Genomic DNA, 26,365 nt, shown 5'->3' on the forward strand with positions numbered 1-26,365 from the left:
GGTAACGGCCCGCGACATGTGCTTTTCACCGCTGGCCCGGTGTTTCACCGGTGGTCATCAGCTGGAACCGCCGCAAATTGTGGCGAGCGTCGACCAATGCGTCGTGGGCGTCGCGCGGGCGCGGCGGCATGCGCGGTGAACCGCGCTCCTCCCAGAACTGCCGCAACTCGCGGGTGAAGCGCGGTATCGCCGGTGGAAGGTCGGTCATCGGACCCCAGAGCTGACACAACACGACATGGTCGTAGGCGCCGACCCACGCCCACAGCTCGATCGGCTCGTCCCCGTCGATTCCGAAGAAGTCCTCCAGCTCCGCGCGGATCTGGCGGCGCGAGCGCCACAGCTGCGACGCCGGTGGCGGGAGCTTGGGCAACACATGCTTGCGGACCCAGCTCCCTGCCCGCTCGGGGTTGAATTCCGTTGACACCGCGTAATATTCGCGACCATCCTCGGCGGCGACGCCGATCGAGATCAGGTCGATGGTGCGCCCGTTGTCGATGAATTCCGTGTCGTAGAAGTAGCGCACTACGCGGGTTCCTTCTCGGGCTCGGCCGAGACCGACCGATCCTTGGGGGCGGGCGCGGCGTGGATCTCGCGGTCGAGCTGCTCGTCGACCAACGCGTCGTCGGGAAACTTGGGCATACCCGCGATCGCGTCCTGCAGCCACAGCTTGGCCTGGACCACCGGTCGCCGCAGCCAGCGCTCCCGCTCCAGCGCCCGATGCATTTTGCGCGGGCGGTTGGTGTAGCGCCAACGCGCCCACGGCGCGTGCGGCCTGGACAACCGGATCGCCCCGACGAACAGCAGCGGGGTCACGAACATCCCCACGAGCCCGGTCCACACCTTGCCCTTGAGCAGCACGATGACGGCCAGCATCAACGTCAGCACGGCCGCCACGACCACACCGGCGCGCGCGAGCAGCGAGTGGTCGTTACGCCAGATGTCGATGTCGAAGAACGACAGCGGGTTGAAGCCCAGGATCAGCAGGCCCGCGACGGCGACGGCGGCAAAGACCGCATCGACCGAGGTCCTGCCGTCCTCGGCCCAGTACACGTCCTGCAGATGCAGGATCAACGCGAACTCGTCGAGCACCAACGCTGCACCGATTCCGAAAAAGATTGCCGCCGCCGTGAATTCGGGTACTCCCCCGTCGACACCCAACGTCACCATCGTCACACCGGAGATCATGACCAGGACCACGCCGATCACCACGTGGTGGATGTGCAGCCCACTACCAGTGCCGATGTTGCGCGGCTGCCACCACTTGCGCGGCGCATCGCTGTCGGCGTGCCTGCGGATGTACCGCACGATCGTGCGGGTGACGAAGAACGTCAGGATGAACGCGATCAGGCAGTACATGAGCGGCACCCGCGCGTGCGGGACGCCGAAGACGAGGTGTAAGTCCGCGAGCACCCAGAAAACTTACGCCGACCGCCGCGGACGCGAGGAGCAGAATGACCAGCGCGTGTCGCGCCCGGTATACCGGCCGACCCGGCGGGGCGCCCGGATAGTCTGGTCAGCGACATGAGTACGTGGCGGTCGCCCGGCGGGGCTGGTTGGGGGCCAACGCTCGCCTGGCGACTGTTCCAGTTGCTGACCCTGGCGGCGTTGGCCTGGGCCGGCTGGCGTGTGCTCGGGCGCGTGCCCTACCGCATCGACGTGGACGTCTACCGGATGGGCGGTCAGGCCTGGCTGGACGGCCGGCCCCTTTACGCCGACGGAGCGATGTTCCACACCCGGGGCGGCCTCGATCTGCCGTTCACCTATCCGCCCCTGGCCGCCGTGGTGTTTGCCCCGTTCGCACTGCTGTCGCTGGAAGCGGCCAGCGTCGCGATCACGGTGACGACCCTGGTGCTGCTCATTGTCGCGGTGACGCTCGTGCTGCACCGGTGCGATGTCTGGGCCCAGACGTCGGTGACGGCCGAGCCCGCGTGGCTGCGCCAGGCGTGGCTGGCCGCGGCGATCGTGGCCCCGGCGGTGGTCTACCTGGAGCCGATCCGGTCGAACTTCGACTTCGGCCAGATCAACGTCGTGCTGATGACGCTGGTGATCGCCGACTGTGTGCCGCGGCGGACACCGTGGCCGCGGGGCATGCTCCTGGGGCTGGCGATCGCGCTGAAGCTCACCCCGGCGGTCTTCCTGCTGTATTTCCTGCTGCGGCGCGATGTTCGCGCGGTCGTCGTCACCGCGGTGTCCGCCGTCGTCGCCACACTGATCGGGGTGGCGTTCGCCTGGCGCGACTCGCTGGAGTACTGGACCGAAACCGTGCGCAACACCGATCGCATCGGTACCGCGACGCTGAACACTAACCAGAACATCGCCGGCGCCCTGGCTCGGCTGGGGCTGAGCGAAGGCCCGCGGTTCGTGTTGTGGACCGCGGCCTGTCTCGCTGTGCTGGCGATCACCGTGTGGGCGGTTCGGCGCGTGCTCAGGGCCGATCAACCGGTGCTGGCGCTGATCTGCGTGGCGATGTTCGGGTTGGTGGTGTCGCCGGTGTCGTGGTCGCACCACTGGGTGTGGGCGCTGCCCACGCTGTTGGTCACGGCACTGGTCGCCTATCGGAAGCGGCACGCGGCGCTGGGCGTGGTGGCGGCCGCGGGCTTCGCGTTGATGGTCTGGACCCCGATCACGCTGATGCCCGAACACCAGGAGACCGCCGCGTCGCTGTGGCGCCAGCTGGCGGGCGGTTCGTATGTGTGGTGGGCGCTCGCGGTGATCGTGGTCGCCGGCACCGTCGCGGGGACGGCCGCACCCGCGACACGCAGCACACCGGTCGTCGACGCGTCGCCGGTGCCGGCGGTCAACTAACCGGGCTCAGCCGGCGGCCACCTCCGGCATGCGGGCCGACGGCTTTGTCGAGTCGTCGGCCCTGCCCTCCTTGATGTCGGCGGCGTAGAGGTCGACGTACTCCTGACCGGACAGCCGCATCAGCTCGTACATCACCTCGTCGATAACGGCGCGCTCGATGAAGCGGTTGCCCGCCAGCCCCTCGAACCGGCTGAAATCCATCGGCGCGCCGAACTTCACCTGGACTCGGCCGAAGCGCCACATTTTGCTGCCGGGCGGGTTGACGACGTCGGTTCCGATCATCGCGACGGGAATGACCGGCATTCCGGTCTCCAGCGCCAACCGGGCCAGACCGGTCTTACCCTTGTAGAGCCGGCCGTCCGGTGAGCGGGTGCCCTCGGGGTACATCCCGAGCAACTTGCCTTCGCCGAGGATCCGCGCCGCGGTGTTCAACGCGCTCTGCGCACTGTCGGCGTCTGTGCGGTCGATCGGCACCTGACCGGCGACGGTGTAGAACCAGCGGGTGAACCAGCCCTTCAGCCCGGTGCCGGTGAAGTACTCGGCCTTGGCCAGGAAGGTGATCCTGCGGCTCACCACCAGAGGCAGATAGAAACTGTCCGCGACCGCGAGGTGGTTACTGGCCAGAATCGCCGCGCCGGACGACGGAACATGGTCCAGCCCTTCAACTTTCGGCCGTCCGAGCAATGACAGCAGGGGGCCCATGAAGATGTACTTGAACAGCCAATACCACATGGGCCCTCCCGGTGATCGAACACCGGCCGGTGTTCTGCGACAACTTTACCCACGCACTGTGGATGCGACCACAGCGCGCAAGACTACTCCTCGACAGTTACCGGAATGTGCTGATAGCGCCCCGGCGCGGGCGGCGGAGCCGAGCCGTTCGGTCCCGGATCGTGCGGTGGCCCGGGCGGCCCGTCCGGGGGCACGTCCGGCCCCGTCGGGCCTTGGCCTGCCTGGTCGAGAATGGCCCGGACCACGGTGAGCAGGGCGACGCTGTGCTCGGCGACAACGGTGAGCAACGGATGCTGTTCGCCCGCCGCCAGGGCAGCGAGCGCACACACCGGGCACCAGACCTGCTGGCATTTGCCCGCGGTACCGGTCGTCGCACGGGCCGCGGCCAGACGCACCGCGGGGTCGAGCCTGTCGAGGATGGCCTGCGCGAGCGCCCGCAACTCCGGTCCGAGATCGCCGTGTGGTGTCGTCACTTCGGCCACACCTCCGGATTCGGTCGGAACCGCACGGTCAACTCACACCCTCGCAGTTGGGCGTCCACGACGACGCATCTTCGCAACACGGACGCCAATCGGACCCGGCGCCGCAATCCCCCCGCGCCGACAATCAGATCGTCGTCGACCCGGCCCAGCGTCAGCGCCGAGGAGTCGACCTGCGGCAACTCTAGCCGTAACCGGTACACCGATTCGAGGCCGGAGCCCGACTCGCGGTCGACGATCGGACGCAACGGCCCCGGCGGGGGTGACCCGTCGCGGCGCCGTGCGCTGTCGAGCAGCTCCCCGAGCGCCTTCGCACCTATCGGCTCGCCGGCCAGATGCGGAACCAAGACGAGTTGGACATCGCCGATGGTCGCATCGAGCTGATCGAGCACGGCCCGCTGTTCGGATATCCGTTCGGCATACCAGTCGAAGGCGGGATGTTCGGGCAGGTTGCGGTACTCGTACGAATCGTCTTGTACGAGTATCTGGTTGACGATCAGCTCGGCAACCTGCACGCCCATCAGCGCCAACGAACCCAGCGTGCGGGCGGCCTCGGCGGCCACCACCCGCTCGGCGGTCATCACCAGATGGGCGCTGACCACCGAGCCGTCGATGAGCATCGCGCCCAGCGATTCGGTGCCCGCGCTGATGCGTTCGAACAGTGCGACGACGGCCGCGGAGTGCGGATCGTCGAATCCGGTGGACAGCCGCCGGTGCCGCGGCCAAGCCCGCTCCAAGTACAGGCCGAACGTAGCAGGCAGGGTGAGCATGCGCAGCGCGTCGGCGGTCGACGCGCAGTCGACCACGATCCGGTCCCAGTTCCCCGAGGCCGCCAGTTCACCCACCTCATAGAGCCCGAGCACCTCCTGAACACCGGGTAGCGCCGAAAGTTCTTCGGGGGCAACGCTTCCCAACTCGGACTCCGGAAACCGGTCGGACAGCAGGCCCGCGATCTCGCGCCACCGCGCCTCCAGAAGGGCCAGCGTGTCCAACGCCAGCGCGTCCAGCGCTCCGCCGCCGGCGTCGGCGTCATCGGTGAACACCCGGGTGGGCCGACGCAGGCCGGTCGGTGTCACCGTCACCCCGAGCACGTCGCCGATGGAGTGCGCCTGATCGGTCGAGACGATCAGTACCCGCAGGCCCGCGCGTGCGTCACGCACGGCGGTGGCGGTCGCCAACGTCGACTTGCCGACCCCGCCCTTACCGACGAACAGACCGATCTTGGCGACAGGCGGGCCGGTGGCATTGGCGCTCACTCAGCCTCGACTCGTTTCTTGAGGTCCTTCAACGCGGTGTCCGTGAGGCGCCGTTCGGCTTTGCGCTTCAACAGCCCGATCATCGGAATGATCAAATCGACAGACAGTTCGTAGGTGACGTCGGTCCCTGATCCCTTGGGCGACAAGCGATATGCGCCTTCCAGCGACCTCAGCAGCGAGCTGGACACCAGCGACCACGTCACGGACTGGCGATCAGGCGGCCAGTTGTAAGACAACACCATGGTGTCCTTGAGGACGGCCGCATCCAGCACCAACCGGGCGGTCTTCGGATAACCGTCGGCGTCGGCCTCGAGTACCTCGGTCTCCTTGTACTCGGCCACCCAGTCCGGATAGGACCCGATGTCCGCGATGACGTCCATGACCGTCGAGGGATCGGCATCGATGTAGATGGTCTGCGCCGTCTTGTCCGCCACGTTGAAAATCTACCCTCCCCTGTCGTCGACGGCCGAAGCCTCAGGCCAACGGCGACACACCCACCGGGCGCGTGGCCTCCAGCCGCTGCTTCACCTCGAATGCCATGTTCTTACCCGCGACCCGGCGCCGGTGGTTCATCTTCGCCAGATTCATCTTGGCCAGCTGCCACGCCGCCACCCCCGCCGGTTCGGCGTGCAGAAAGTAGTGCAGCACGACGCCGTCGAGCACCGGTTCCAGCCAGATCTCCATCGTCCCGACGAGCGCCCCGGTGACGGTCCAGCGGTGGCCCTTGTCGCCGCGGTCCTCCACCACGGTCAGCCGCAGGTCTGGCCACCAACGACGCCAGCTCGCAGGATCGGCGACGTAGCGGCCGACCTCGGCGGGGTCCGCCGCGACGAACGTGTCGTCCGCGATCTGAATGCTGTTCATGGCATACCAGCTTCACATACGAGCCTGCCCGGCCCCATCCCGGCCGACTAGGGTGGATGCGGCAAGAGCAGCCGTATCGAGAGGCCAAGACCGTGCGTGAGTTCAGTGTGCCCGCGTCCTTCACGGTGGAAGAGCACGACAGTGTCGTGCGCGCCGTGTTCGACCATGAGCGCGACGATCCCGACCATGTGATCTTCCAGCGCCTCGTGGACGGTTCGTGGACCGATGTGACGAGCAAGCAGGCCGCCGACCAGATTCGCTCCGCCGCGCTCGGACTGATCGCCAAGGGCGTGCAGCCCGGTGACCGCGTGGCGCTGATGTCGGCCACCCGCTACGAATGGCCCATCCTGGACTTCGCGATCCTGGCCACCGGCGCGCTCACCGTGCCGATCTACGAGACCAACTCGCCCGAGCAGGTGAAGTTCGTGCTCTCGGACTCCGAAGCCGTGCTGCTGATCGTCGAGACCGACCAGCACGCCGACAGCATCGAGCACCTCGAGGACGAACTGCCCGGGCTCCGGGAAGTGTTGCGCATCGAAAGCGCGGGCACATCGGTGCTCGACGAACTCGCCGAGGCGGGGAAGTCGGTCGACGCCAAACAACTCGACGACCGGTTGGCCGGTCTGGCCTCCGCCGATCCCGCGACGCTGATCTACACGTCGGGCACCACGGGTCAGCCGAAGGGGTGCCAGCTGACCCACTCGAACCTGGTCCACGAGATCCGCGGCGCGAAGGAGTGCTTCCCGACACTGCTCGACAAGGGCGAGCGCATGCTGGTGTTTTTGCCGCTGGCACACGTGCTCGCGAGGGCGATCACGCTCGCCGCGTTCACCTACAAAGTCACCTTGGGCTTCACCAGCGACATCAAGAACCTGGTGCCGACGTTCGCGGTGTTCAAGCCGACGCTCGTGGTGTCGGTGCCGCGCGTGTTCGAGAAGGTTTACAACACCGCCGAGCAGAACGCCCGCAACGACGGCAAGGGCCGAATCTTCGAGATGGCCGCCGACACCGCGATCGAGTGGAGCAAGTCACTGGACACCGGCAAGGCCGGCCTGCTGCTGCGCGCCAAGCACGCGGTGTTCGACCGCCTGGTGTACGGCAAACTACGTGCGGCGCTGGGCGGCGACTGCCGCGCCGCCATCTCCGGCGGTGCTCCGCTGGGCGCACGGCTCGGCCACTTCTACCGCGGCGTGGGGCTGACGATCTACGAGGGCTACGGCCTCACCGAGACCAGCGCCGCGATCACGGTCAACCGAATCGACGACATCAAGGTGGGTTCGGTCGGGAAACTGTTGCCTGGCAACAGCATGCGCCTCAACGACGACGACGAACTGCTGGTCAAGGGTGGCGTCGTGTTCGCAGGGTATTGGAACAACGACGAGGAGACCAACGCCGTGTTCTCCGACGGCTGGTTCCACACCGGCGACCTCGGCGCGATCGACGAGGACGGCTTCCTGACCATCATCGGCCGCAAGAAGGAGATCATCGTCACCGCGGGCGGCAAGAACGTCGCGCCGGCGATACTCGAAGACCGGTTGCGCGCCCACCCGCTGATCAGCCAGGCGATGGCCGTCGGCGACGCCAAGCCGTTCATCGGCGCGCTGATCACGATCGATCCCGAGGCGATCGAGGGGTGGAAGGAACGAAACGGCAAGGGCGCAGGCACGTCGGTCGGCGACCTGGCGACCGACCCCGACCTGGTCGCCGAGATCGACCTCGCGGTCAAGGAGGCCAATCAGGCGGTGTCGAAGGCCGAGGCGATCCGCAAGTTCCGCATCCTGTCCGTCGACTTCACCGAGGACACCGGCGAGCTGACCCCGACGTTGAAGGTCAAGCGAAAGGTGGTGGCGCAGAAGTTCGCCGACGACATCGAGGCGATCTACACCGGATAGAGCAGGTTCGACAACCGCTTCGCCTGGGTGTGCCACTGCCAGTTGTCGACCACCCAGCGCCTGCCCGCCGCGCCCATCCGGACCGCCCGGTCGGGATCGGCCAGCAGATCGCCGACCGCCGCCGCGATCGCGCCGACATCCCAACCGTCGACCACCACTCCGGTCTGCCCGTCGCGCACGGTCTCCGGCGCCCCGCCGGAGCGTCCGGCCACCACCGGAACCCCCGTCGCCGACGCCTCGAGGTAGACGATGCCCAGACCCTCGACGTCCAGTCCGGCGCCGCGGGTGCGGCACGGCATCGCGAACACGTCGGCCATGGCGTGGTGGGCGGGCAACTCGTCGCCGGGAACGGCGTCGGTGAACACGACGTCGTCGGCCACCCCGAAGCTGTGCGCCAGCTTGTGCAGGGTCGACCGGTAGGGCCCGCCGCCGACGATCACCAGCGCCGCATCGGGCACACGTTGCCGGATGGCGGGCATGGCCCGGATCAACATGTCCTGTCCCTTGCGCGGAACCAGGCGCGACAGACAGACGACGACGGGCCGGTTGCCGAGCCGGTAGCGGGCCCGTAGTTGCGCTCGCGCGACCTCGTCGGGGGTGAACCGGTCGGTGTCGACGCCCGGCGGCAGGTGTTCGAGCGCGGCATGTGGGCCGAACGCCGACGCGAACCGGCGCCGGGTGTACTGGCTGACGTAGGTGACTGCGTCCGTGCCCGACCCGATGCGCCGCAGTGCATTTCGCGCCAGGGGCAACATCGACCAGCCGACTTCGTGACCGTGTGTACTGGCGATCACCCGGCGCGCGCCTGCGCCGCGGGCCAGCGGCGCCATCAACGCCAGCGGGGCCGCCGCACCGAACCAGACCGTCTCGGCGGCGGTCTGTTCGATGAGGCGCCGCATTCGGCTGCTCACCGACGGCTCGGGCAGCATGAGGGTGGTCGGGTGCCGCACGACCCGATACGGCGCGTCCCGGTCGAACTCGTCGGCGCCCTTCCACTTCGGCGCGTACACCGTCAGCGTGTGCCGCCCGTCGGCGACGAGGTGGTCGACGAGCGCCTGCAGATAGGACTGGATGCCACCGCGCCGCGGCGGAAAGTCGTTGGTGACCAATAGAACCCGGCTCACGTCAGCGGCTCGCCCACTGCCGCCACTCGGTGAGCACGGCGTCGAGGTCCATACCCAGGGTGTCGCGCACCGCCGTTGCGACGGCGGGGTGACCGGGTCCGCACGCCCGGTGGTACAGCGCGAGTAGCCTGCCCGCGCCGTACTGGTCGGCGACGAACCGGCTGAACCACCAGGCCCGGTCGTAGGCCAGCGAACGCTCCGGCCCGGAAAGCTCGGCGTCGGCGGGCAGCGTGAGAAGCGAGGCGTCGGGCACCGGGGTCGCGGGCCGGGCAACGAAGTCGGCCACCCCCTCGGTGAGCCAGCGGGGTGCCTCAGATGCTGTTCGGTCGCGGGCCCCGTAGTGAAAAAGTTCGTGGCGCAACACGATTCGCAACGCGGCGTCGCTCAGGTCGGCGGCGCCGGGGGCGAACGTGATCCGCTCGGGCGTTGTGGTGGCCGCGGTGTGGATGTCACCGCCGCCGATCGCCGCGAACTGCGCGTCGGTGCCCGCGACGGCGATCACGATCTCGCGCGGCCACTGCGGGCCCCAGAACCCGGTGACCGCCGCGGCGGCGCCGTCCATCTCGGCCGCGATGCGGGACAGCAGCCGATCGGTGCGCGCCCCGCCGAGGTTCGTCAGTCGGACCACGCGGCCGTCGGCCAGTGTGTGGACGCGCGACGCCGCGACGGGCGTAGTCAGCGACGCCGGAGCAGCGGGTGTGGCCACCGCGGGCCCGGACGGGGCCTCGGAGCGGCCGACGATCAGCAGCGCGAAGATGAGTTCGGCGATGAGCAGCGCCGCGAGCCGAGACCTACTCCTCGCGTGCGCGACACCCCGGCGGTCAGTAACGGCGGACGTTGTAGATCGGCGCATTGTCCACCGGGGCGACTCGCACCGGCGTGCCGTAGGTCGAGGCGTGCACCATCATTCCGTCACCGATGTAGATGGCCGAGTGTGACGCGTCGGAGTAGTAGTTGACGACGTCACCGGGCTGCATCTGGTCCTGAGAGACCGGCTGACCGCCGCGGGCCAGCGCCTGGCTGGAGTGCGGCAGCGAGATGCCGGCCTGTTGGAACGCCCACATCACCAGCCCCGAGCAGTCGAATGCGCTCGGTCCGGATCCGCCCCACGAGTACGGCGAGCCGATACGGCTCAGCGCGGCCTGGATCACGGTGGCGGAGTGTCCGCTGCCCGGGGCCGCGACGTCTCCGGGCGGGATGGCTCCGGGCGCCGGCGGCGCGGCCAGGACCGCGGGGTCACCGCCGGGGGGCGCCGGCGCGGGCGCGGGCACCGGAGGCATGGGCGGAATGGCGGCAAGCGCCTCGCGCTGGTTCGGTGTCAACGCCTCGTACTGCGACTTCACGACGGCGATCTGCACCTGCAGCCTGCTCTGCTTGGACTGCAGGTCGGCCCGGACGGCGGCGGCCTGCTCGGCGGCGGTCTTGGCTGCGGCGGCCGACGTCGCGGAGGCCTCTTCGGCCAGAGCGGCCTGCCTGCCGATCTCGCGGTAGCTCTTCATCTGCGCCGACATCTCGGCGGCCATCACACGTTGCACCGACAACTGGTCGATGAGGCCCTGCGGCGAGCCCGCGGTCAGGATCGCGTCCAGTCCATCGGTTCTGCCGCCCATGTACTGGGCCGCGGCAACCCTGTCGACGGCGTTCTGAAAGTTTGCCAACTGTTCGCGGGCCGCCTTCGCCGCTGCCGCATCGGCGGCGTGCTTGGCCTCGGCGTCCCGCTGGATGGCCAGCTTGTTGTCGAGATCGAGCTGCGCCGAGTGCATCGCCTCGGTGGTCTGCTCGGCCTGTCGCGACAGTTCGTTGAGCTTCGCCAGCGCGTCATCGGCCGGATCGGCCTGCACACTGACGGCGAAGAAACTCGCGAAAAACGTGATACCGACTATCGCGCTGACGAGGGGGCGAAGGAACCCACGAATGGTCAAGCGCGTGTGGTCGAGCCTCAAGATTTTGCGTCCTTCAACTTCCGGAACGAAGCCGTGTCGAATAGCCCTTAGGTCTCAGACAGGTTACGAAACGGCATCGGGGATTGTCCAACAGAAGACGCAAATTTAACAGGCAGCTCATATTTCGTTCCGTCGCCCGCCACGCCGCGTGTCATCAGGCGACACCCGAACTGCCCTCCCGGCGGATGGGTACCAGCCGCAGTCGCGGCGCCAGGCCCACATCGGCGAGCACCTCCAGCGCTCGACGTTCGTCGTCCAGCAAGGTGTCGGGTACGCCCAGCAGAACACTCACGACGCAGTCCTGACAGCCTGGTCCGCGGACCGCGCAGTCGTCGCAATCGATCTTCACCGTGCCCACGAATGGCTCCTCTCGGTCGGTGCGGTCCGCACGCTATCGGGGGGTACCGACAAGTTCTTGCGGCCCGCGTGGCAACCCGAAGGTGTCGGTGGGGTTTCCTACCGTCGAGCCGTGAGCCAGCTCAGCTTCGCCGACGTCGATCGGCAGGCTGACGTCTCCCTGCACGACACCACGTTCGTCGTCGTCGACCTCGAGACCACCGGAGGCCGCGCCGGCGGCGACCACCACGACGAGATCACCGAGATCGGGGCGGTCAAGGTGCGCGGCGGCGTCGTGCTCGGCGAACTGGCCACCCTGGTGGACCCGGGCCGCAGCATCCCGCCGCAGATCGTGGCGCTGACCGGGATCACCACCGCGATGGTGTGCAACGCGCCCAGGATCGAGTCGGTGCTGCCGGCATTTCTGGAGTTCTCGCGCGGGGCGGTGCTGGTCGCCCACAACGCCGGGTTCGACATCGGGTTCCTGCGGGCCGCCGCCGAACGCGCTCAGATCGCCTGGCCGCGGCCGCCGGTGCTGTGCACGGTCAAACTGGCGCGCCGGGTCCTCACCCGCGACGAGGCCCCCAGCGTGCGCCTCTCCGCGCTGGCCCGCTTGTTCGGCGCGAGCACCACGCCGACGCACCGCGCACTCGACGACGCCCGCGCCACCGTCGACGTCCTGCACGGGCTGATCGAGCGCGTCGGCAACCAGGGCGTGCACACCTACACCGAGTTGCGGTCCTACCTGCCCGACGTCACCCCGGCGCAGCGGCGCAACCGCCACCTCGCCGCTGCTCTGCCGCACCGGCCCGGCGTCTACCTGTTTCGCGGCCCCGGCGCTGAGGTCCTCTACGTCGGCACGGCAGTCAACCTCCGGCGACGCGTCGGGCAGTACTTCAACGGCTCCGACTCGCGCACCCGCATCAAGGAGATGGCCTCCCTGGCCACCGCGGTCGACCACGTCGAATGCGCGCACGATCTCGAGGCAGGCGTGCGCGAGCTACGCCTGCTGGCCGCGCACGCCCCGCCCTACAACCGCCGGTCGAAGTTCCCGCACCGATGGTGGTGGATCACGTTGACCGACGAGGCCTTTCCCCGCTTCTCGATCGTGCGCACCCCCAAGCACGACGCGGTGATCGGCCCGTTCCGTGCGCGCGCCGACGCCGTCGACACCGCCGCGCTTCTGGCCCGGTTCACCGGGGTGCGCACGTGCACCAAGAAGCTGGGGCGCGGCGCGGTGCACGGCCCGGCCTGCCCCGACCGGGAGTTGTCACCGTGCCCGGCGCCGCGCGACGTGAGCGCCGACCAGTACGCCGAGACGGTCGCGCGGGCGGCCGACCTGATGGCCGGCCGCGACGGCCGGGCGCTGGCCGCGGTGCTGGCCCACGTCGCCGACCTCGCCGACCGGGGCCGCTACGAGACCGCTGCCCGCCTACGCGATCACGCCGCCGCCGCGATCGACGGATTGTGGCGAGGCCAGCGACTTCGGGCCCTGACCGCCGTCACCGAGTTGGTGGCCGCACGCCCCGACGGCGACGGCGGATGGCACCTCGCGGTGATCCGCAACGGCCAACTGGCCGCCGCGGGAAACGCGCCGCGCGGCGTGCCGCCGATGCCGGTGGTCGACGCGATCTGCGCTGGCGCACAAGCCGTTCTGCCCTCGGCAGCCCCGCTGGGCGGCGCGCTGGTCGAGGAGACGGCCCTGATCGCGCGGTGGCTGCACCAACCCGGGGTGCGCATCGTGCGCGCCGACGACGGCTACTGCTCACCGGTGCATGCGGCGGGCCGGTGGGCGGCCTGGGTCGCGTCGGCGCGCTCGGCGCGCCTGGCCGCAGAACAGATCGAGAAGACAACCCGCTCAGGCTTTTTGAGTGAACCGCACCCAACGCGCGAGGAGCTGTTCGGCCGCCCCGGAGTCGATGGCCTCGGCCGCCTTGGCCAGCCCGCTCTCCCAGGCCGGCAACCATTTGGCGTCGCTGGCTAGCCCCGCGTGCGCCACCAGCGCGCCCGCGGCGTTGAGGACCACCGCGTCGCGCACCGCCCCCGGCGCACCGCCGAGCACCGCGCGCACCGACGCCGCGTTGGCCTCGGCGTCGCCGCCGACCAGTTCGGAGATCTCGGCGCGCTTGAAACCGAACGCGGCGGGGTCGAACTTCAGCCGCTCGACCGTGCCCGCCTGTACCCGCCAGATGGTGCTGGTCGTGGTGGTGGTGAGCTCGTCGAGACCGTCGTCGCCGTGGACCACCAGCACGCTGGACCCGCGGGCCGCGAACACGCCGGCCATCACCTCAGCCAGTTCCCCCCACGCGCAGCCGACCAGCCCGGCGCGCGGCGAGGCCGGATTGGTCAGCGGACCGAGCAGGTTGAACACCGTCGGCACCCCGATCTCGCGGCGCACCACGCCGGCGTGCCGGTACGACGGGTGGAAGTGCGGCGCGAACGCGAACCCGATGCCTATCTCGGCGACGCTGCGCGCGACGTCGTCGGGACCGAGGTCGATGCGCACCCCGAGCGCCTCGAGCGTGTCGGCGCCCCCGGACAGCGAGGACGCGGCGCGGTTCCCGTGCTTGATCACCGGCACCCCGGCGGCCGCGACGACGATGGCCGCCATCGTGGACAGGTTCTGGGTGTTGGCGCCGTCCCCGCCGGTGCCCACCACGTCGACGGTTGCGGTGCCGATCACGTCGGTGGGGACGCGGCGCGCGTGTTCGAGCATGGTGTCGGCCAGCTCGGTGACCTCCGCCGACGTCGGGCGCTTCATCCGCATCGACACCCCGAAGCTGGCGATCTGGGCAGGGGTGGCCACACCGGTCATGATCTGGTCCATCGCCCACGCCGCCTGCCCGTTCTCCAGCGACTGACCGGTGGTGAGGCGGCCGAGGATCCGGGGCCACGTGAAGGAATCGGGGTTTTTGGGAGAAGCCACCACGCGATTATGACGAAACGCCGACCCGGGTGGAGATCGACAACTACAAAGCGTCATACTTGCTCCTGTGACGAGCGCTGTAGGGACCTCGGGAACCGCAATCACGTCGCGAGTACATTCGCTGAACCGGCCGAACATGGTCAGTGTCGGCACCATCGTCTGGCTGTCCAGCGAGCTGATGTTCTTCGCTGGCCTGTTCGCGATGTACTTCACCGCGCGTTCGCAAGCGGCGGGCGAATGGCCGCCGCCACCGACAGAGCTGAACCTCATGCAGGCGGTGCCGGTGACGCTGGTGCTGATCGCGTCGTCGTTCACCTGCCAGATGGGCGTGTTCGCCGCCGAACGCGGTGACGTGTTCGGGCTGCGCCGCTGGTACACCCTCACCTTCGCGATGGGGCTGTTCTTCGTCCTCGGCCAGGGCTACGAGTACATCGAACTGGTCAAGCACGGCACCACCATCTCCAGCAGCGCCTACGGTTCGGTGTTCTATCTGGCCACCGGTTTCCACGGCCTGCACGTGATCGGCGGCCTCGTCGCCTTCCTCATCCTGTTGGCCCGAACCCGGATGAGTAAGTTCACTCCGGCGCAGGCCACCGCCGCGATCGTGGTGTCGTACTACTGGCACTTCGTCGACATCGTCTGGATCGCCCTGTTCGCCGTCATTTACTTCGTAAGATGATCGGCTCGCCGATGTGTCCGTTGATCGGCTTGTCGTGCCGATCGATCCGATGAGAAGGAGTTCGATGACCGACAAGTCGCGCCGTCGGCTACGCCGGCGCCTGTCAGGTGCTGTGCTGCTGCTGCTCGGATTGGGCGTCGCCGGTGGTCTGGCCGCCACGCTGACGCCCACACCGCAGGTCGCGGTCGCCGACGAATCGCAGTCGGCGCTGTTGCGCACGGGTAAGCAGCTGTTCGACACCTCCTGCGTGACCTGCCACGGCGTCAACCTCCAAGGTGTGCCGGACCGCGGCCCCAGCCTGATCGGCGTCGGCGAGGCGGCGGTCTACTTCCAGGTCTCCACCGGCCGCATGCCCGCGATGCGCGGTGAGGCCCAGGCCCCGGACAAGCCCCCGCTGTTCGACGAGGCGCAGACCGACGCGCTCGGCGCCTACGTGCAGGCCAACGGCGGCGGCCCGGTCGTTCCGCGCGACGACAACGGACGCGTCGCACAGGAGTCGCTGCTGGGCGATAACGTCGCCCGTGGTGGTGACCTGTTCCGGTTGAACTGCGCGTCGTGTCACAACTTCACCGGCAAGGGCGGCGCCCTGTCGTCGGGCAAGTACGCGCCCGACCTCGGCGACGCCACGCCCGCGCAGATCTACACCGCGATGCTCACCGGCCCGCAGAACATGCCGAAGTTCTCGGACCGGCAGCTGTCGCCGGATGAGAAGCGCGACATCGTGGCCTACGTCCGCGAGTCGGCGGAGGCACCGAGCTACGGCGGCTACGGCCTCGGCGGGTTCGGCCCGGCGCCCGAGGGCATGGCGGCCTGGATCATCGGCATGGTGGCCGTCATCGCCGCGGCCCTGTGGATCGGAGCGCGAGCATGAGCGAGCCGGGCAACGGCACCGAGAACACCCCCAAGGGCACCGACGCACCCGGCCAGGCCGGTGTACCGGGTCAGCCCACGGACGCCGAACTGGCGGCGATGTCACGCGAGGAGCTGGTCGAACTCGGCGGCAAACTCGACGGCGTCGAGATCGTCTACAAGGAGGACCGCTGGCCGGTCCCCGACACCAAGGCCGAGAAGCGTGCCAGCCGCGTGGTCTCGTATTGGCTTCTGCTGGGCGGTTTTTCGGGCCTGGCGCTGCTGTTGGTGTTCCTGTTCTGGCCGTGGGAGTACGTGCCCTACGGCTCCGAGGGCGAGTTCCTGTTCAGCCTGACCACGCCGCTGTACGGGTTGACGTTCGGGCTGTCGATCCTGGCGATCGGCATCGGCGCGGTGCTGTACCAGAAGAAGTTCATCCCCGAGGAGATCTCGATCCAGGAACGCCATGACGGCGCCTCCCCCGAGATCCACCGCAAGACGGTCGTGGCGAACCTGACCGACGCCCTCGAAGGCTCGACGATCAAGCGGCGCAAGCTGGTCGGCCTCTCGCTGGGCATCGGCCTCGGCGCATTCGGCCTCGGCACGCTGGTGGCGTTCGCGGGCGGTCTGATCAAGAACCCGTGGAAGCCGGTTGTGCAGACCGCCGACGGCAAGAAGGCCGTGCTGTGGACGTCGGGCTGGACGCCGCGATACCAGGGCGAGACGATCTTCTTGGCCCGTTCCACGGGCACCGGCACCTTCGTCAAGATGCGGCCCGAGGACATCGACGCCGGCGGCATGGAGACGGTGTTCCCGTGGCGCGAATCCGACGGTGACGGAACCACTGTCGAGTCGCACCACCACCTCGCCGAGATCGCGATGGGCGTGCGCAATCCCGTCATGCTGATCAGGATCAAGGCGCAGGACCTGCCGCGGGTGGTCAAGCGCAAGGGTCAGGAGAGCTTCAACTTCGGGGATCTGTTCGCCTACACGAAGGTCTGCTCTCACCTGGGCTGCCCCTCGTCGCTTTACGAGCAGCAGTCGTATCGCATCCTCTGCCCGTGCCACCAGTCTCAGTTCGACGCGTTGCACTTCGCCAAGCCCATATTCGGCCCGGCTGCGCGCGCGTTGGCGCAGCTGCCCATCACCATCGACCAGGACGGGTATCTCGTCGCCAACGGCGACTTCATCGAACCCGTCGGGCCGGCCTTCTGGGAACGGAAAACAGTATGAGTCCATCACTGCCGAAGCCGCCGAAGCTCGCCGAAATCGCTGCGGCACAGGGCAATGCCATCGATTCGCGCTATCACCCGTCGGCGGCGGTGCGGCGTCAGCTGAACAAGGTGTTCCCGACCCACTGGTCATTCCTGCTGGGTGAGATCGCGCTCTACAGCTTCATCGTCCTGCTGATCACCGGCGTGTACCTGACGCTGTTCTTCGACCCGTCGATGGCCGAGGTCACCTATAACGGCGTCTACCAGCCGCTGCGCGGGGTCCAGATGTCGAAGGCGTACGCGTCGACGCTCGACATCAGCTTCGAGGTCCGCGGCGGGTTGTTCGTCCGTCAGATACACCACTGGGCCGCACTGCTGTTCGCGGCGGCGATCATGGTGCACCTGGCCCGCATCTTCTTCACCGGCGCCTTCCGGCGCCCGCGTGAGGCGAACTGGGTGATCGGCGCCCTGCTGCTGATCCTGGCGATGTTCGAGGGCTACTTCGGCTACTCGTTGCCGGACGACCTGCTGTCGGGCATCGGGCTGCGGGCCGCGCTCTCATCGATCTCGCTCGGCATGCCGGTGATCGGCACCTGGTTGCACTGGGCCCTGTTCGGCGGCGACTTCCCCTGCGGCGGCGTCGGATACATGTGCAACGAAGACGGATACTGGATCCCCAGGATGTACGCACTGCACATCCTGCTGATCCCCGGAATCATGTTGGCGCTCATCGGGCTTCACCTGGCCCTGGTGTGGTTCCAGAAGCACACCCAGTTCCCCGGCCCGGGCCGCACCGAGACCAACGTCGTCGGCGTGCGCGTCATGCCGGTGTTCGCGGTGAAGTCGGGCGCCTTCTTCGCGATGACGGTCGGCATCCTCGGCCTGATGGGTGGGCTACTGACGATCAACCCGGTCTGGAACCTGGGGCCGTACAAGCCATCTCAAGTGTCGGCGGGTAGCCAGCCGGACTTCTACATGATGTGGACCGAGGGTGTGGCGCGTATCTTCCCGCCGTGGGAGCTCTACTTCGGCAACTACACCGTCCCGGCGTCCACCTGGGTGGCCCTGTTCATGGGCCTGGTGTTCACGCTGCTGATCGCCTACCCGTACATCGAGAAGAGGCTCACCGGCGACACCGCGCACCACAACCTGCTGCAGCGCCCGCGTGACGCCCCGGTGCGTACCGCGTTGGGGTCGGCGGCGATCGCGCTGTACATGCTGTTCACGCTGTGTGCGATGAACGACATCATCGCGCTGAAATTCCACATCTCGCTCAATGCGACGACGTGGATCGGCCGCATCGGCATGGTGGTGCTGCCCGCGATCGTCTACTACATCGCGTACCGGTGGGCCGTCGGCCTGCAGCGCAGCGACCGGGAGGTGCTCGAACACGGCATCGAGACCGGCATCATCAAGCGGCTGCCGCACGGTGCCTACATCGAGTTGCACCAGCCGCTCGGTCCGGTGGACGAGCACGGTCATCCGATTCCGTTGGAGTACCAGGGCGCTGCCATCCCGAAGCGGATGAACAAGCTGGGCTCGGCCGGAGCGCCGGGCACCGGCAGCTTCCTCACGGCCGATCCGATCGAAGAGCACGAGGCGCTCACCGCGGCCCTGCACGCCGGCGAGCGCAAGGCGCTCACCGCGCTGGCCGAGCACCAGGAGCGCAACAGCCCGTCGAACGGACACGGCTCGCGCGACGGCGACTCGTCCAACGGCCACCACTGAGGCGGCCGGCAAGAACCGAAGAAGGACTTACGCGCCCTGCTGATCGAGCAGGGCGCGTAGTTCTTTGAGGTAGAACCACGGCACGACGGGCATCGCGAGGGTGACCAGCGCGGTCAGCCCATAAAAGATCCAAGCCGCGACATTGCTGTCGACCGCCATCAGATAGGTCGCAACACCGATAGCCACCATGGCGATGCCGATCGCGCAGGCGATCGCCACCGCGCAGCGCAGCCACACCAGCTCCACCGCGGTGGACGCGGGCTCCGGCGCCTCGAGTGTGCGCTCCTGGCGCGGCGCCGCGTAGGGCAACTTCTCGGTGGGCGGTGTCGGGTCAATCGGCCGTGCCCGGCCGGGAGCCGGTGAGCCGGCCGGCGCGGGCCCGGCGGCCTGCGGCTGCGGTGATTCGGCCAGCGCGTCCCGTCGGGCGCGCAACAGCAGCGGGACCGCTCCGATGATCACCACCGCAGAGACCGCGATGACGGTGTAGAGCAGCCACGGCGTCCCGGTATCCCCGGACGACTCCGTCGGCCCCCGCCCGAGGTCCACCAGCGCCACCGTCGCGGCGACCCCGGTACCCAGGGCCACCAACCAGATCGCCGCGCATGAGCCGAGCAGAATGCGATCGGTGCGGTCGAGCTCGCTGGGGTCCAGGGCGGGGGTCAACCGCGAGCGCCCCGAAGCGTCGGTTTCGTATGTCATCAGCAGCTGGTCTGTGCGGCGTTGTTGGTGTTCGACGACAGCACGGTGCCGTCGCTCGTGGTGATCGAGCAGTTCAGCCTGCTGACCAGGAACAGGCTCGACGCCTGGACCGAGCCGACCTCGGACTGCGAGATCGGCGTCACGGTCAACGACCACGGGATGTAGACGTTGCGCTGGGTCCGGCTACGGCCCGAGGCGTCGATATAGGTCACGGTGATGATGTCTCCCGGTGCTTTGGTTCCCGTCACCGAATAGGTGACCTGGCGCGGGCCCGAACGGGTCGTCGTGGGTGGTGGCGGCGCCGGCGGCGGCGTGGTCTCCGGCGGCGGCGGTGGCGGTTCGACAGGTGCGGGCGGCGGAGGTGGCGGCTCCTGAGTCACCGTCACGGTCTCGGGCGGCGGGGGCGGTGGCTCTTCGGTCGGTGGAGGCGGCGGAGGCGGTGGCGGCGGCGTGGTGGTCGTGATCTCGTCCTGCACCGGGGGCGCCACGGTCGTGGTCGAGGTCTCCGGTACTGCGAGGCTGTCGGTGTCGGTGCGGGTCACCAACACCGAAACGGAGACCACCAGCGCGATGGCCGCGATGATCGCCGCGACGCCGACGACCCACGGCCACCGCGGCGGTGCGGGTTGGTCGACCGGCTCGGCCTGCTCGTAGTTGTCGTAGTCGTACAGCGATGAGTCGGCCGGCACGTACGGGCCCGCGGTGAACTGCTCGGACTCCGGCGCCGAGTACGCCCGCGAGTAGAAGTCCGTGTCGCTGCTGTCCGGCGCAGGCTGCTCACCGCCGGTCTGGCCCGGTTCCTGACCCGGCTCCCGACCCTGGATATCCGAACCTTCGTCATCCGGGGGATTCGGCCCGCTCATGTACGCCTATCCTTCTCGACTACTCAACCGGCGCGGCACGCCACAGACTCCCGGCTCAGCGGCGGCGACTGACCGTGCCTCGGCAACACTACCCAACCCCGTAACCGGGCGTGATCACCCGCCACGGTTCCCGACGCAAGTGGTGGTCCGATTGTGACCTTGGCTGAGGCCCTGTCCGCCCGCGCCGTTCGGCACGGCGGCAGATTCGACGGGTCAGTGCTTCTCGGGGCCGGTGTAGTACTCGAACGTCAGGCCCGCGACCGTCGTGATCACGAAGGCCGCACCGGCCACGATGAGCCACGGCAGCCACAGCGCCACACCGACCGCGGCGATCGAGGCCGACAGCGCGATCATGACCGGCCACCAGCTGTGCGGGCTGAAGAAGCCGAGCTCACCGGCGCCGTCGCTGATCTCGGCGTCCTCGTAGTCTTCGGGCCGGGTGTCCAGGCGCCGTGCCACAAACCGGAAGAAGGTGCCGGTGATCAGGGTCAGGCCGGCGGTCAACACCAGCGCGGTGGTGCCTGCCCATTCGATGCCGCCGTACTGGAACATCGCCGTCAGCACCGCGTAGACGATGGCGGCGAGGACGAAGAACGCGGTCAGGAACTCGAACAGCCGGGCTTCGATATGCATGTGGTGTCCCTACTTGCTGGCCTGCGTGAGCTGGGGCGCCAGTTCACCGCGACGAGTGTCGAACGGCTTCGTGGTGACCGCGGTCGGTGGCTGGTTGATGGCCTGCAGCGCCTGGGCGTTGGTCTTGCCGTCGATGCGCTGCTGGAGATACGCCTTGAAGTCGTTGGGCTCCACCACGCGCAGTTCGAAGTTCATCATCGCGTGGTAGGTGCCGCACATCTCGGTGCACCGCCCGACGAACGCCCCGGTCTGGGTGATCTCGCTGATCTGGAAGGTGTTGTCGGAGTTGTTCGCCCGCGGGTTGGGCATCACGTCGCGCTTGAACAGGAACTCCGGCACCCAGAATCCGTGGATGACGTCGGCCGAGGCGATCTGGAATTCGATGCGCTTGCCGGACGGCACCACCAGCACCGGGATCTCCGAGGACGAGCCGAGCGTCTCGACCTTGTCGAACGCCAGGTACGAGCGGTCCTGCGGGTGCTTGCCGGCGATCACGCCGAACGCCGGGTCGTGTGAACCTTCCTCGCCGCCGTGCTCACCCTCCAGGCCCTCGGGGCCGGACGCCACGGCGGCCGCGCGCTCGGGGTCGGCGCCCTCGTAGGTGAAGGTGCCGTCGGAGAAGTTCACGTTCTTGTAGCCGAACTTCCAGTTCCATTGGAAGGCGGTGACGCTGACCACGACTTCGGGGTTCGACTCCTCGTGCAGCATCCTCTCCTGCACCACCACGGTGAAGTAGAACAGCACCGAGATGATCAGGAACGGGATGACGGTCAGCACCAGTTCCAGCGGCATGTTGTAGCCGAACTGGCGCGGCAACTCGGTGTCGGTCTTCTTGGCCCGGTGAAACGCCGAGGACCAGAAGATGAGCCCCCACACGATCGCGCCCACGACCAGCGAGGCGATCACCGAACCGATCCACAGTTCGCGGTTGACGTGCGCTTCGGGGGTGATGCCCTTCGGCCATCCCAGGCCCAGCACCTCCGACCAGCTGCAACCGCTGAGCAGCAACGCCGTAGCACCCAGGACGATTGCCAGCGACGCGGTTCGCGCCACCGCCTTCAGCCCGCGAGGTGTCACGTTGGAGCCTCCTAGAAGTCAGTGACGCGCGACCGCGGTGCGGTCAATTTCCGGAGCGAATACTACGCAGCGTAGACCACGCCCGGGTGCAGGTCTCAACACACCTCGGGATTAGGCATACTGGCGCCGTGTGCGGACTGCTGGCCCTGGTACGTGACCCGTCCGCTGACGTCTCCCCCGCGCTGATCGACGCGGTGTCCGGTGCGTCGCACCTGATGCGTCATCGCGGCCCCGACGAGCCCGGGACGTGGTCCGACGACCGGGTCGTGCTCGGGTTCAACCGGTTGTCGATCATCGACATCGCCCACAGTCACCAACCGCTGCGGTGGGGTCCGCCGGACTCGCCGGACCGCTACGTGCTGGTATTCAACGGCGAGATCTACAACTACCTCGAGCTACGCGAGGAACTGACGGCCCGGCACGGCGTGACGTTTCACACCGACGGTGACGGCGAGACCATCATCGCGGCGTACCACCACTGGGGCACCGATGCGCTGACCCGGCTGCGCGGCATGTTCGCCTTCGCGCTGTGGGACACCGTCGGCGGTGAGCTGTTCTGTGCCCGCGACCCGTTCGGCATCAAACCGCTCTACCTGGCCACCGGCCCGGGCGGCACGGCGGTGGGCAGCGAGAAGAAGTGCCTGCTCGAACTCGCCGACGAACTGGGCCTCGACCTCGACATCGATCAGCGAGCCGTTCAGCACTACACGGTGCTGCAGTACGTTCCCGAACCAGAGACCCTGCACGTCGGGATCCGGAGGCTGGAGTCGGGTAGCTACGGGCGCGTGCGTCCGGGCGGTGAACTCGAGGTGACCCGCTACTTCCATCCGCGCTTCTCCGCTGTGCCATTCGCCGAAGGCCGTGAGCAGGACCGCTACGACGAGATCACCGCGGTGCTCGAGGATTCGGTCGCCAAGCACATGCGTGCCGACGTGACCGTGGGCGCGTTCCTGTCCGGCGGCATCGACTCGACGGCGATCGCCGCGCTGGCCATGCGGCACAATCCGCGGTTGATCACGTTCACCACCGGGTTCGAGCGGGAGGGCTTCTCCGAGGTCGACGTCGCGGTCGCCTCGGCCGAGGCCATCGGCGCCAGGCATGTGGCCAAGGTCGTCAGCCAGGCCGAGTTCGTCGCCGCGCTGCCCGAAATCGTCTGGTATCTGGACGAACCCGTCGCCGACCCGGCGCTGGTGCCATTGTTCTTCATCGCCCGGGAAGCCCGAAAACACGTCAAAGTGGTGCTCTCCGGCGAGGGCGCCGACGAATTGTTCGGCGGCTACACCATCTACCGGGAACCGTTGTCGCTCAAGCCATTCGAGTACCTGCCGCGGTCGGTGCGACGGTCACTGGGGCGGGCGTCGCGACCGCTGCCCGAGGGTATGCGGGGCAAGAGCCTGCTGCACCGCGGTTCGCTCACGCTCGAGGAGCGCTACTACGGCAACGCGCGCAGCTTCTCCGACGAGCAACTGCGCGCGGTGCTGCCCGGGTTCCGCCAGGAGTGGACACACACCGACGTGACCGCGCCGGTGTACGCCGCGTCGCAGGGCACCGACCCGGTCGCGCGTATGCAACACGTCGACCTGTTCACCTGGCTGCGCGGCGACATCCTGGTCAAGGCCGACAAGATGACCATGGCGAACTCGCTCGAACTGCGGGTGCCCTTCCTCGACCCCGAAGTTTTCGCCGTCGCGTCCCGGCTGCCGTATGACCAGAAAATCACAAGGGCCACAACGAAATTCGCATTACGGCGGGCCCTGGAGCCGATCGTTCCCGAGCACGTGCTCAACCGGCCCAAGCTGGGCTTCCCGGTGCCGATCCGGCACTGGCTGCGGGCCGGCGAACTCCAGGACTGGGCGTACTCGATGGTCAACTCGTCGCAGGCGGGCGAGTGGGTCGACCTCGCGACCGTCCGCACCATGCTCGACGAACACCGCGACGGCACAAGCGATCACAGCCGCCGGTTGTGGACGGTGCTGATCTTCATGCTGTGGCACGCGATCTTCGTCGAGCACAGCATCACCCCGCAGATCGGCGAGCCGACCTACCCGGTGCAGCTGTAGCTACTTGAGCGCCTGCGAGATCTCTTCGGCCGCTTCATCGCCGTAGGCGTCACCGAGCCGCTGGATCGCCTCGTCGCGGTTCCAGCTCCATTCCTGCGGGCCGGGCGCCTCGAACACGAGCACGGCCACCAGCGAGGCGAGCTGCGCCGAACGCTCCAGGCTCAGGCCGGCACTGCGACCGGTCAGGAAGCCGGCCCGGAACGCGTCCCCGATACCGGTCGGATCGGCCTGGTGCTTTTCCGGAACCACCCCGACGTGGATGAAGGTGCCGTCGGAGCTGACCACGTCGACGCCCTTGGGACCGAGCGTGGTGACGCGCAGCCCGATCTGGCTCATCACCTGGGCCTCGCTCCAGCCGGACTTCTGCAGCAGCAGATCCCATTCGTAGTCGTTGGTGAACAGGTAGGTGGCGCCGTCGATCAGCTTGCGGATCTCCTCCCCCGACAGCCGCGCCAGCTGCTGGGAGGGGTCGGCGGCGAAGGGCAGGCCGAGCTTGCGGCACTCCTCGGTGTGCAGGAACATCGCCTCGGGGTCGTTGGCGCCGATGATGACCAGCTCGGGCTCCCCGATCCGCTTGGCCAGCGCGGCCAGCGAGATGTTGCGCGCCTCCGACATCGCACCCGGATAGAACGACGCGATCTGCGCCATGGCCTCGTCGGTGGTGCAGACGAACCGCGCGGTGTAGGCGTCCTCGGAGATCAGCACGCTTTCGGTGTCGACGCCGACGGCCTCCAGCCAGCTGCGATAGTCGTCGAAGTCGCGGCCGACGGCGCCCACCAGCGCGACGTCACCACCGAGCACGCCGATGGCGAAAGCCATGTTGCCCGCGACGCCACCGCGGTGCACGACGAGGTCGTCGACGAGGAAGCTGAGCGAGACTTTCTGCAGGTGTTCGGGCAGCAACTGTTCGGAGAATTTCCCGGGGAACCGCATCAGGTGGTCGGTTGCAATCGATCCGGTCACCGCAATTGTCACGAACTACACCCTTCATTTGATTAAGTCGCCTAGATATTTAGCGTGCGCTAACCTGCCTACAAAGACATGCCAGTCTCGTAAGACAGCACTGTAGACAGGCACCTTCCTACCCACATCTCGGGGGAGCAAATTTATGACCGGTCCGTACCCGCCCGAATACGGCGCTGGACCGACCGGCCCGCAACTGTATCCGCAATCACTTCCGTATCCGGAGAATGTGCCGTCGGCGTACCCGGGCATGCTGCCGCCGCCGGTGCCGTACCGCAAGAAGAAGCGGTGGCCGATCCTCCTGGCGGCGGTGGTGGCGCTCGCGCTGGTCGCGGCGGTCGTCGCGGTCGTCGCGATGGCGGGTGGTGACGAGGAACCGGCCGGTTCGAACGCGCTGAGCGAATCCTCGGTCACGGCCGCCATCCAGGACTACCTGGACGCGCTGACCAACGGCGACGACGAGACCGTCGCCCGCCACACCCTATGTGGGCTCTTCGACGCGGTGAAGGAGAAGCGCTCGGACCTGGCGCTCGCGCGCCTCTCCGGCGACGCGTTCCGCAAGCAGTACAGGCAGGCCGAGGTGATATCGATCGACAAGATCGTCCAGCCCTCGCCCCACCAGGCTCAGGTGCTGTTCACCATGCGGGTGACGCCTGCGGGCGGATCACGCCGAGAACAGAGCGACACCCGCGAACAGCAGGCCGTCGCTCAGCTGTTGGCGGAAGGCAACGAAATCCTGGTGTGTTCCTACCTGCCGCGCACCTCGGGGCAGTACTGACCGACCGGGTCGGAAATCAGTTGAAGGAGTCGCCGCAGGCGCACGAGCCGGTGGCGTTGGGGTTGTCGATGGTGAACCCCTGCTTCTCGATCGTGTCGACGAAGTCGATGGTCGCGCCCTGCACATACGGTGCGCTCATCCGGTCCACCGTCAGGTTCACGCCGCCGAATTCCGCGGACAGGTCACCGTCGAGCGACCGGTCGTCGAAGAACAGGTTGTAGCGCAGTCCGGCGCACCCACCCGGCTGCACAGCGATGCGCAGGGCGAGGTCGTCGCGGCCCTCCTGGTCCAGCAACGCCTTGGCCTTCGCGGCAGCGGCATCGGTCAGGATCACACCGTGGGTGGCGGTCGCCGTCCCCGGGGTTCCTGCCGACTCTTCCTGAACTGTCATTACGTCTCCTGTAGGCCTCATTGTCGTGGCGCGTACAAATCAACGGTACCTCGTCTCGACGCTATTCCCGAGTT

Annotated in this window: 26 protein-coding genes and 1 pseudogene; 9 read left to right on the forward strand and 18 right to left on the reverse strand. The window is 68.0% G+C overall.

Annotation, left to right across the window (positions count from 1 at the left end):
- Positions 1-25 precede the first annotated feature (25 nt).
- Positions 26-523, reverse strand: a complete 498-nt coding sequence (locus AU072_RS25770; protein ID WP_064416379.1) for a polyadenylate-specific 3'-exoribonuclease AS — start codon at positions 521-523, stop codon at positions 26-28.
- Positions 523-1,356 (reverse strand): hypothetical protein, encoded by an 834-nt coding sequence (locus tag AU072_RS25775; protein ID WP_234787641.1) that lies wholly within the window; start codon positions 1,354-1,356, stop codon positions 523-525. The genes AU072_RS25770 and AU072_RS25775 overlap by 1 nt, the downstream gene beginning before the upstream one ends.
- 165 nt (positions 1,357-1,521) lie before the next feature.
- Between AU072_RS25775 and AU072_RS25780 the strand changes: the two genes are divergently transcribed.
- Positions 1,522-2,805, forward strand: coding sequence for a glycosyltransferase 87 family protein (locus AU072_RS25780; RefSeq protein WP_064416381.1), 1,284 nt, complete (start codon positions 1,522-1,524; stop codon positions 2,803-2,805).
- Positions 2,806-2,811: 6 nt separating this feature from the next.
- On the opposite strand, the gene AU072_RS25785 is transcribed toward AU072_RS25780, so the two are convergent.
- The 5 genes from AU072_RS25785 to AU072_RS25805 all read right to left on the reverse strand — a co-directional run bounded on the left by AU072_RS25785 (position 2,812) and on the right by AU072_RS25805 (position 6,136).
- Entirely contained in the window at positions 2,812-3,537 is a 726-nt protein-coding gene (locus AU072_RS25785; protein ID WP_064416382.1) for a lysophospholipid acyltransferase family protein, read from the reverse strand.
- 83 nt (positions 3,538-3,620) lie between these two features.
- The gene (locus tag AU072_RS25790) at positions 3,621-4,010 is read right to left on the reverse strand and encodes a hypothetical protein (protein WP_064416484.1); all 390 of its coding nucleotides are present in this window, start codon (positions 4,008-4,010) and stop codon (positions 3,621-3,623) included.
- Positions 4,007-5,272 (reverse strand): ArsA family ATPase, encoded by a 1,266-nt coding sequence (locus tag AU072_RS25795; RefSeq protein WP_082680659.1) that lies wholly within the window; start codon positions 5,270-5,272, stop codon positions 4,007-4,009. The genes AU072_RS25790 and AU072_RS25795 overlap by 4 nt, the downstream gene beginning before the upstream one ends.
- Positions 5,269-5,706 (reverse strand): SRPBCC family protein, encoded by a 438-nt coding sequence (locus tag AU072_RS25800; RefSeq protein WP_064416383.1) that lies wholly within the window; start codon positions 5,704-5,706, stop codon positions 5,269-5,271. Before AU072_RS25800 ends, AU072_RS25795 begins: the two co-directional genes overlap by 4 nt.
- A gap of 40 nt (positions 5,707-5,746) precedes the next feature.
- Positions 5,747-6,136, reverse strand: a complete 390-nt coding sequence (locus tag AU072_RS25805) for an SRPBCC family protein (protein WP_064416384.1) — start codon at positions 6,134-6,136, stop codon at positions 5,747-5,749.
- A 92-nt stretch (positions 6,137-6,228) separates the two neighbouring features.
- Between AU072_RS25805 and AU072_RS25810 the strand changes: the two genes are divergently transcribed.
- On the forward strand, positions 6,229-8,028 hold the full coding sequence (locus AU072_RS25810) for an AMP-dependent synthetase/ligase (RefSeq protein WP_064416486.1): 1,800 nt from the start codon (positions 6,229-6,231) through the stop codon (positions 8,026-8,028).
- Here the strand turns inward: AU072_RS25810 and AU072_RS25815 are convergent.
- The 4 genes from AU072_RS25815 to AU072_RS25830 form a co-directional block, all read right to left on the reverse strand.
- Complete coding sequence (locus AU072_RS25815; protein WP_064416385.1) at positions 8,016-9,152, reverse strand: glycosyltransferase family 4 protein; 1,137 nt, start codon at positions 9,150-9,152, stop codon at positions 8,016-8,018. The two genes, AU072_RS25810 and AU072_RS25815, sit on opposite strands and share 13 nt — an antisense overlap.
- Position 9,153: 1 nt before the next feature.
- A complete protein-coding gene (locus AU072_RS25820; protein WP_064416386.1) occupies positions 9,154-10,005 on the reverse strand; it encodes a hypothetical protein in 852 nt (283 codons plus the stop codon).
- Complete coding sequence (ripC, locus tag AU072_RS25825) at positions 9,974-11,095, reverse strand: peptidoglycan hydrolase RipC (protein WP_064416387.1); 1,122 nt, start codon at positions 11,093-11,095, stop codon at positions 9,974-9,976. Before ripC ends, AU072_RS25820 begins: the two co-directional genes overlap by 32 nt.
- A 154-nt stretch (positions 11,096-11,249) precedes the next feature.
- Positions 11,250-11,453 carry a hypothetical protein gene (locus tag AU072_RS25830; protein ID WP_064349930.1) on the reverse strand — a complete coding sequence of 68 codons (204 nt, stop codon included), beginning with the start codon at positions 11,451-11,453 and terminating at the stop codon, positions 11,250-11,252.
- Positions 11,454-11,564: 111 nt separating this feature from the next.
- Between AU072_RS25830 and AU072_RS25835 the strand changes: the two are divergent.
- Positions 11,565-13,352 (forward strand): annotated as a pseudogene (locus tag AU072_RS25835) (DEDD exonuclease domain-containing protein); the annotation flags it as partial.
- Here the strand turns inward: AU072_RS25835 and trpD are convergent.
- Entirely contained in the window at positions 13,290-14,414 is a 1,125-nt protein-coding gene (trpD, locus tag AU072_RS27810; RefSeq protein WP_407937627.1) for an anthranilate phosphoribosyltransferase, read from the reverse strand. The pseudogene AU072_RS25835 and the gene trpD sit on opposite strands and share 63 nt — an antisense overlap.
- A 10-nt stretch (positions 14,415-14,424) precedes the next feature.
- Between trpD and ctaE the strand changes: the two genes are divergently transcribed.
- The 4 genes from ctaE to qcrB all read left to right on the forward strand — a co-directional run bounded on the left by ctaE (position 14,425) and on the right by qcrB (position 18,827).
- Positions 14,425-15,036: an aa3-type cytochrome oxidase subunit III gene (gene ctaE / locus AU072_RS25850; RefSeq protein ID WP_066842775.1), complete on the forward strand. Its 612-nt coding sequence runs from the start codon at positions 14,425-14,427 to the stop codon at positions 15,034-15,036.
- Positions 15,037-15,100: 64 nt separating this feature from the next.
- Positions 15,101-15,907, forward strand: a complete 807-nt coding sequence (gene qcrC, locus AU072_RS25855; protein ID WP_064416389.1) for a cytochrome bc1 complex diheme cytochrome c subunit — start codon at positions 15,101-15,103, stop codon at positions 15,905-15,907.
- Positions 15,904-17,118 carry a cytochrome bc1 complex Rieske iron-sulfur subunit gene (gene qcrA, locus AU072_RS25860; RefSeq protein WP_064416390.1) on the forward strand — a complete coding sequence of 405 codons (1,215 nt, stop codon included), beginning with the start codon at positions 15,904-15,906 and terminating at the stop codon, positions 17,116-17,118. The genes qcrC and qcrA overlap by 4 nt, the downstream gene beginning before the upstream one ends.
- Positions 17,115-18,827 (forward strand): cytochrome bc1 complex cytochrome b subunit, encoded by a 1,713-nt coding sequence (gene qcrB / locus AU072_RS25865; protein WP_064416391.1) that lies wholly within the window; start codon positions 17,115-17,117, stop codon positions 18,825-18,827. The genes qcrA and qcrB overlap by 4 nt, the downstream gene beginning before the upstream one ends.
- A gap of 27 nt (positions 18,828-18,854) precedes the next feature.
- Here qcrB and AU072_RS25870 read toward each other — a convergent pair whose 3' ends face one another.
- From AU072_RS25870 to ctaC, 4 genes are all read right to left on the reverse strand, one after another.
- On the reverse strand, positions 18,855-19,526 hold the full coding sequence (locus AU072_RS25870; RefSeq protein ID WP_064416392.1) for a DUF2561 family protein: 672 nt from the start codon (positions 19,524-19,526) through the stop codon (positions 18,855-18,857).
- The gene (locus AU072_RS25875) at positions 19,526-20,389 is read right to left on the reverse strand and encodes an MmpS family transport accessory protein (protein ID WP_064416393.1); all 864 of its coding nucleotides are present in this window, start codon (positions 20,387-20,389) and stop codon (positions 19,526-19,528) included. The genes AU072_RS25870 and AU072_RS25875 overlap by 1 nt, the downstream gene beginning before the upstream one ends.
- A gap of 213 nt (positions 20,390-20,602) precedes the next feature.
- Positions 20,603-21,022, reverse strand: a complete 420-nt coding sequence (locus AU072_RS25880) for a cytochrome c oxidase subunit 4 (RefSeq protein WP_064416394.1) — start codon at positions 21,020-21,022, stop codon at positions 20,603-20,605.
- A gap of 9 nt (positions 21,023-21,031) precedes the next feature.
- Positions 21,032-22,099, reverse strand: a complete 1,068-nt coding sequence (gene ctaC / locus AU072_RS25885) for an aa3-type cytochrome oxidase subunit II (RefSeq protein WP_064416395.1) — start codon at positions 22,097-22,099, stop codon at positions 21,032-21,034.
- A gap of 128 nt (positions 22,100-22,227) precedes the next feature.
- Between ctaC and asnB the strand changes: the two genes are divergently transcribed.
- Positions 22,228-24,159, forward strand: coding sequence for an asparagine synthase (glutamine-hydrolyzing) (gene asnB / locus AU072_RS25890; protein ID WP_064416396.1), 1,932 nt, complete (start codon positions 22,228-22,230; stop codon positions 24,157-24,159).
- Here the strand turns inward: asnB and AU072_RS25895 are convergent, their stop codons facing one another.
- Positions 24,160-25,134: a carbohydrate kinase family protein gene (locus AU072_RS25895; protein WP_064416397.1), complete on the reverse strand. Its 975-nt coding sequence runs from the start codon at positions 25,132-25,134 to the stop codon at positions 24,160-24,162.
- Positions 25,135-25,267: 133 nt separating this feature from the next.
- On the opposite strand from AU072_RS25895, the gene AU072_RS25900 reads away from it, so the two are divergent.
- Entirely contained in the window at positions 25,268-25,900 is a 633-nt protein-coding gene (locus AU072_RS25900; protein WP_064416398.1) for an Rv0361 family membrane protein, read from the forward strand.
- Positions 25,901-25,916: 16 nt separating this feature from the next.
- Here the strand turns inward: AU072_RS25900 and AU072_RS25905 are convergent, their stop codons facing one another.
- A complete protein-coding gene (locus AU072_RS25905) occupies positions 25,917-26,291 on the reverse strand; it encodes a HesB/IscA family protein (protein WP_064349908.1) in 375 nt (124 codons plus the stop codon).
- Positions 26,292-26,365 lie beyond the last annotated feature (74 nt).

It is taken from the genome of Mycolicibacterium novocastrense (genome assembly GCF_001499835.1).
GTDB classification, from domain to species: Bacteria; Actinomycetota; Actinomycetes; order Mycobacteriales; family Mycobacteriaceae; genus Mycobacterium; species Mycobacterium novocastrense.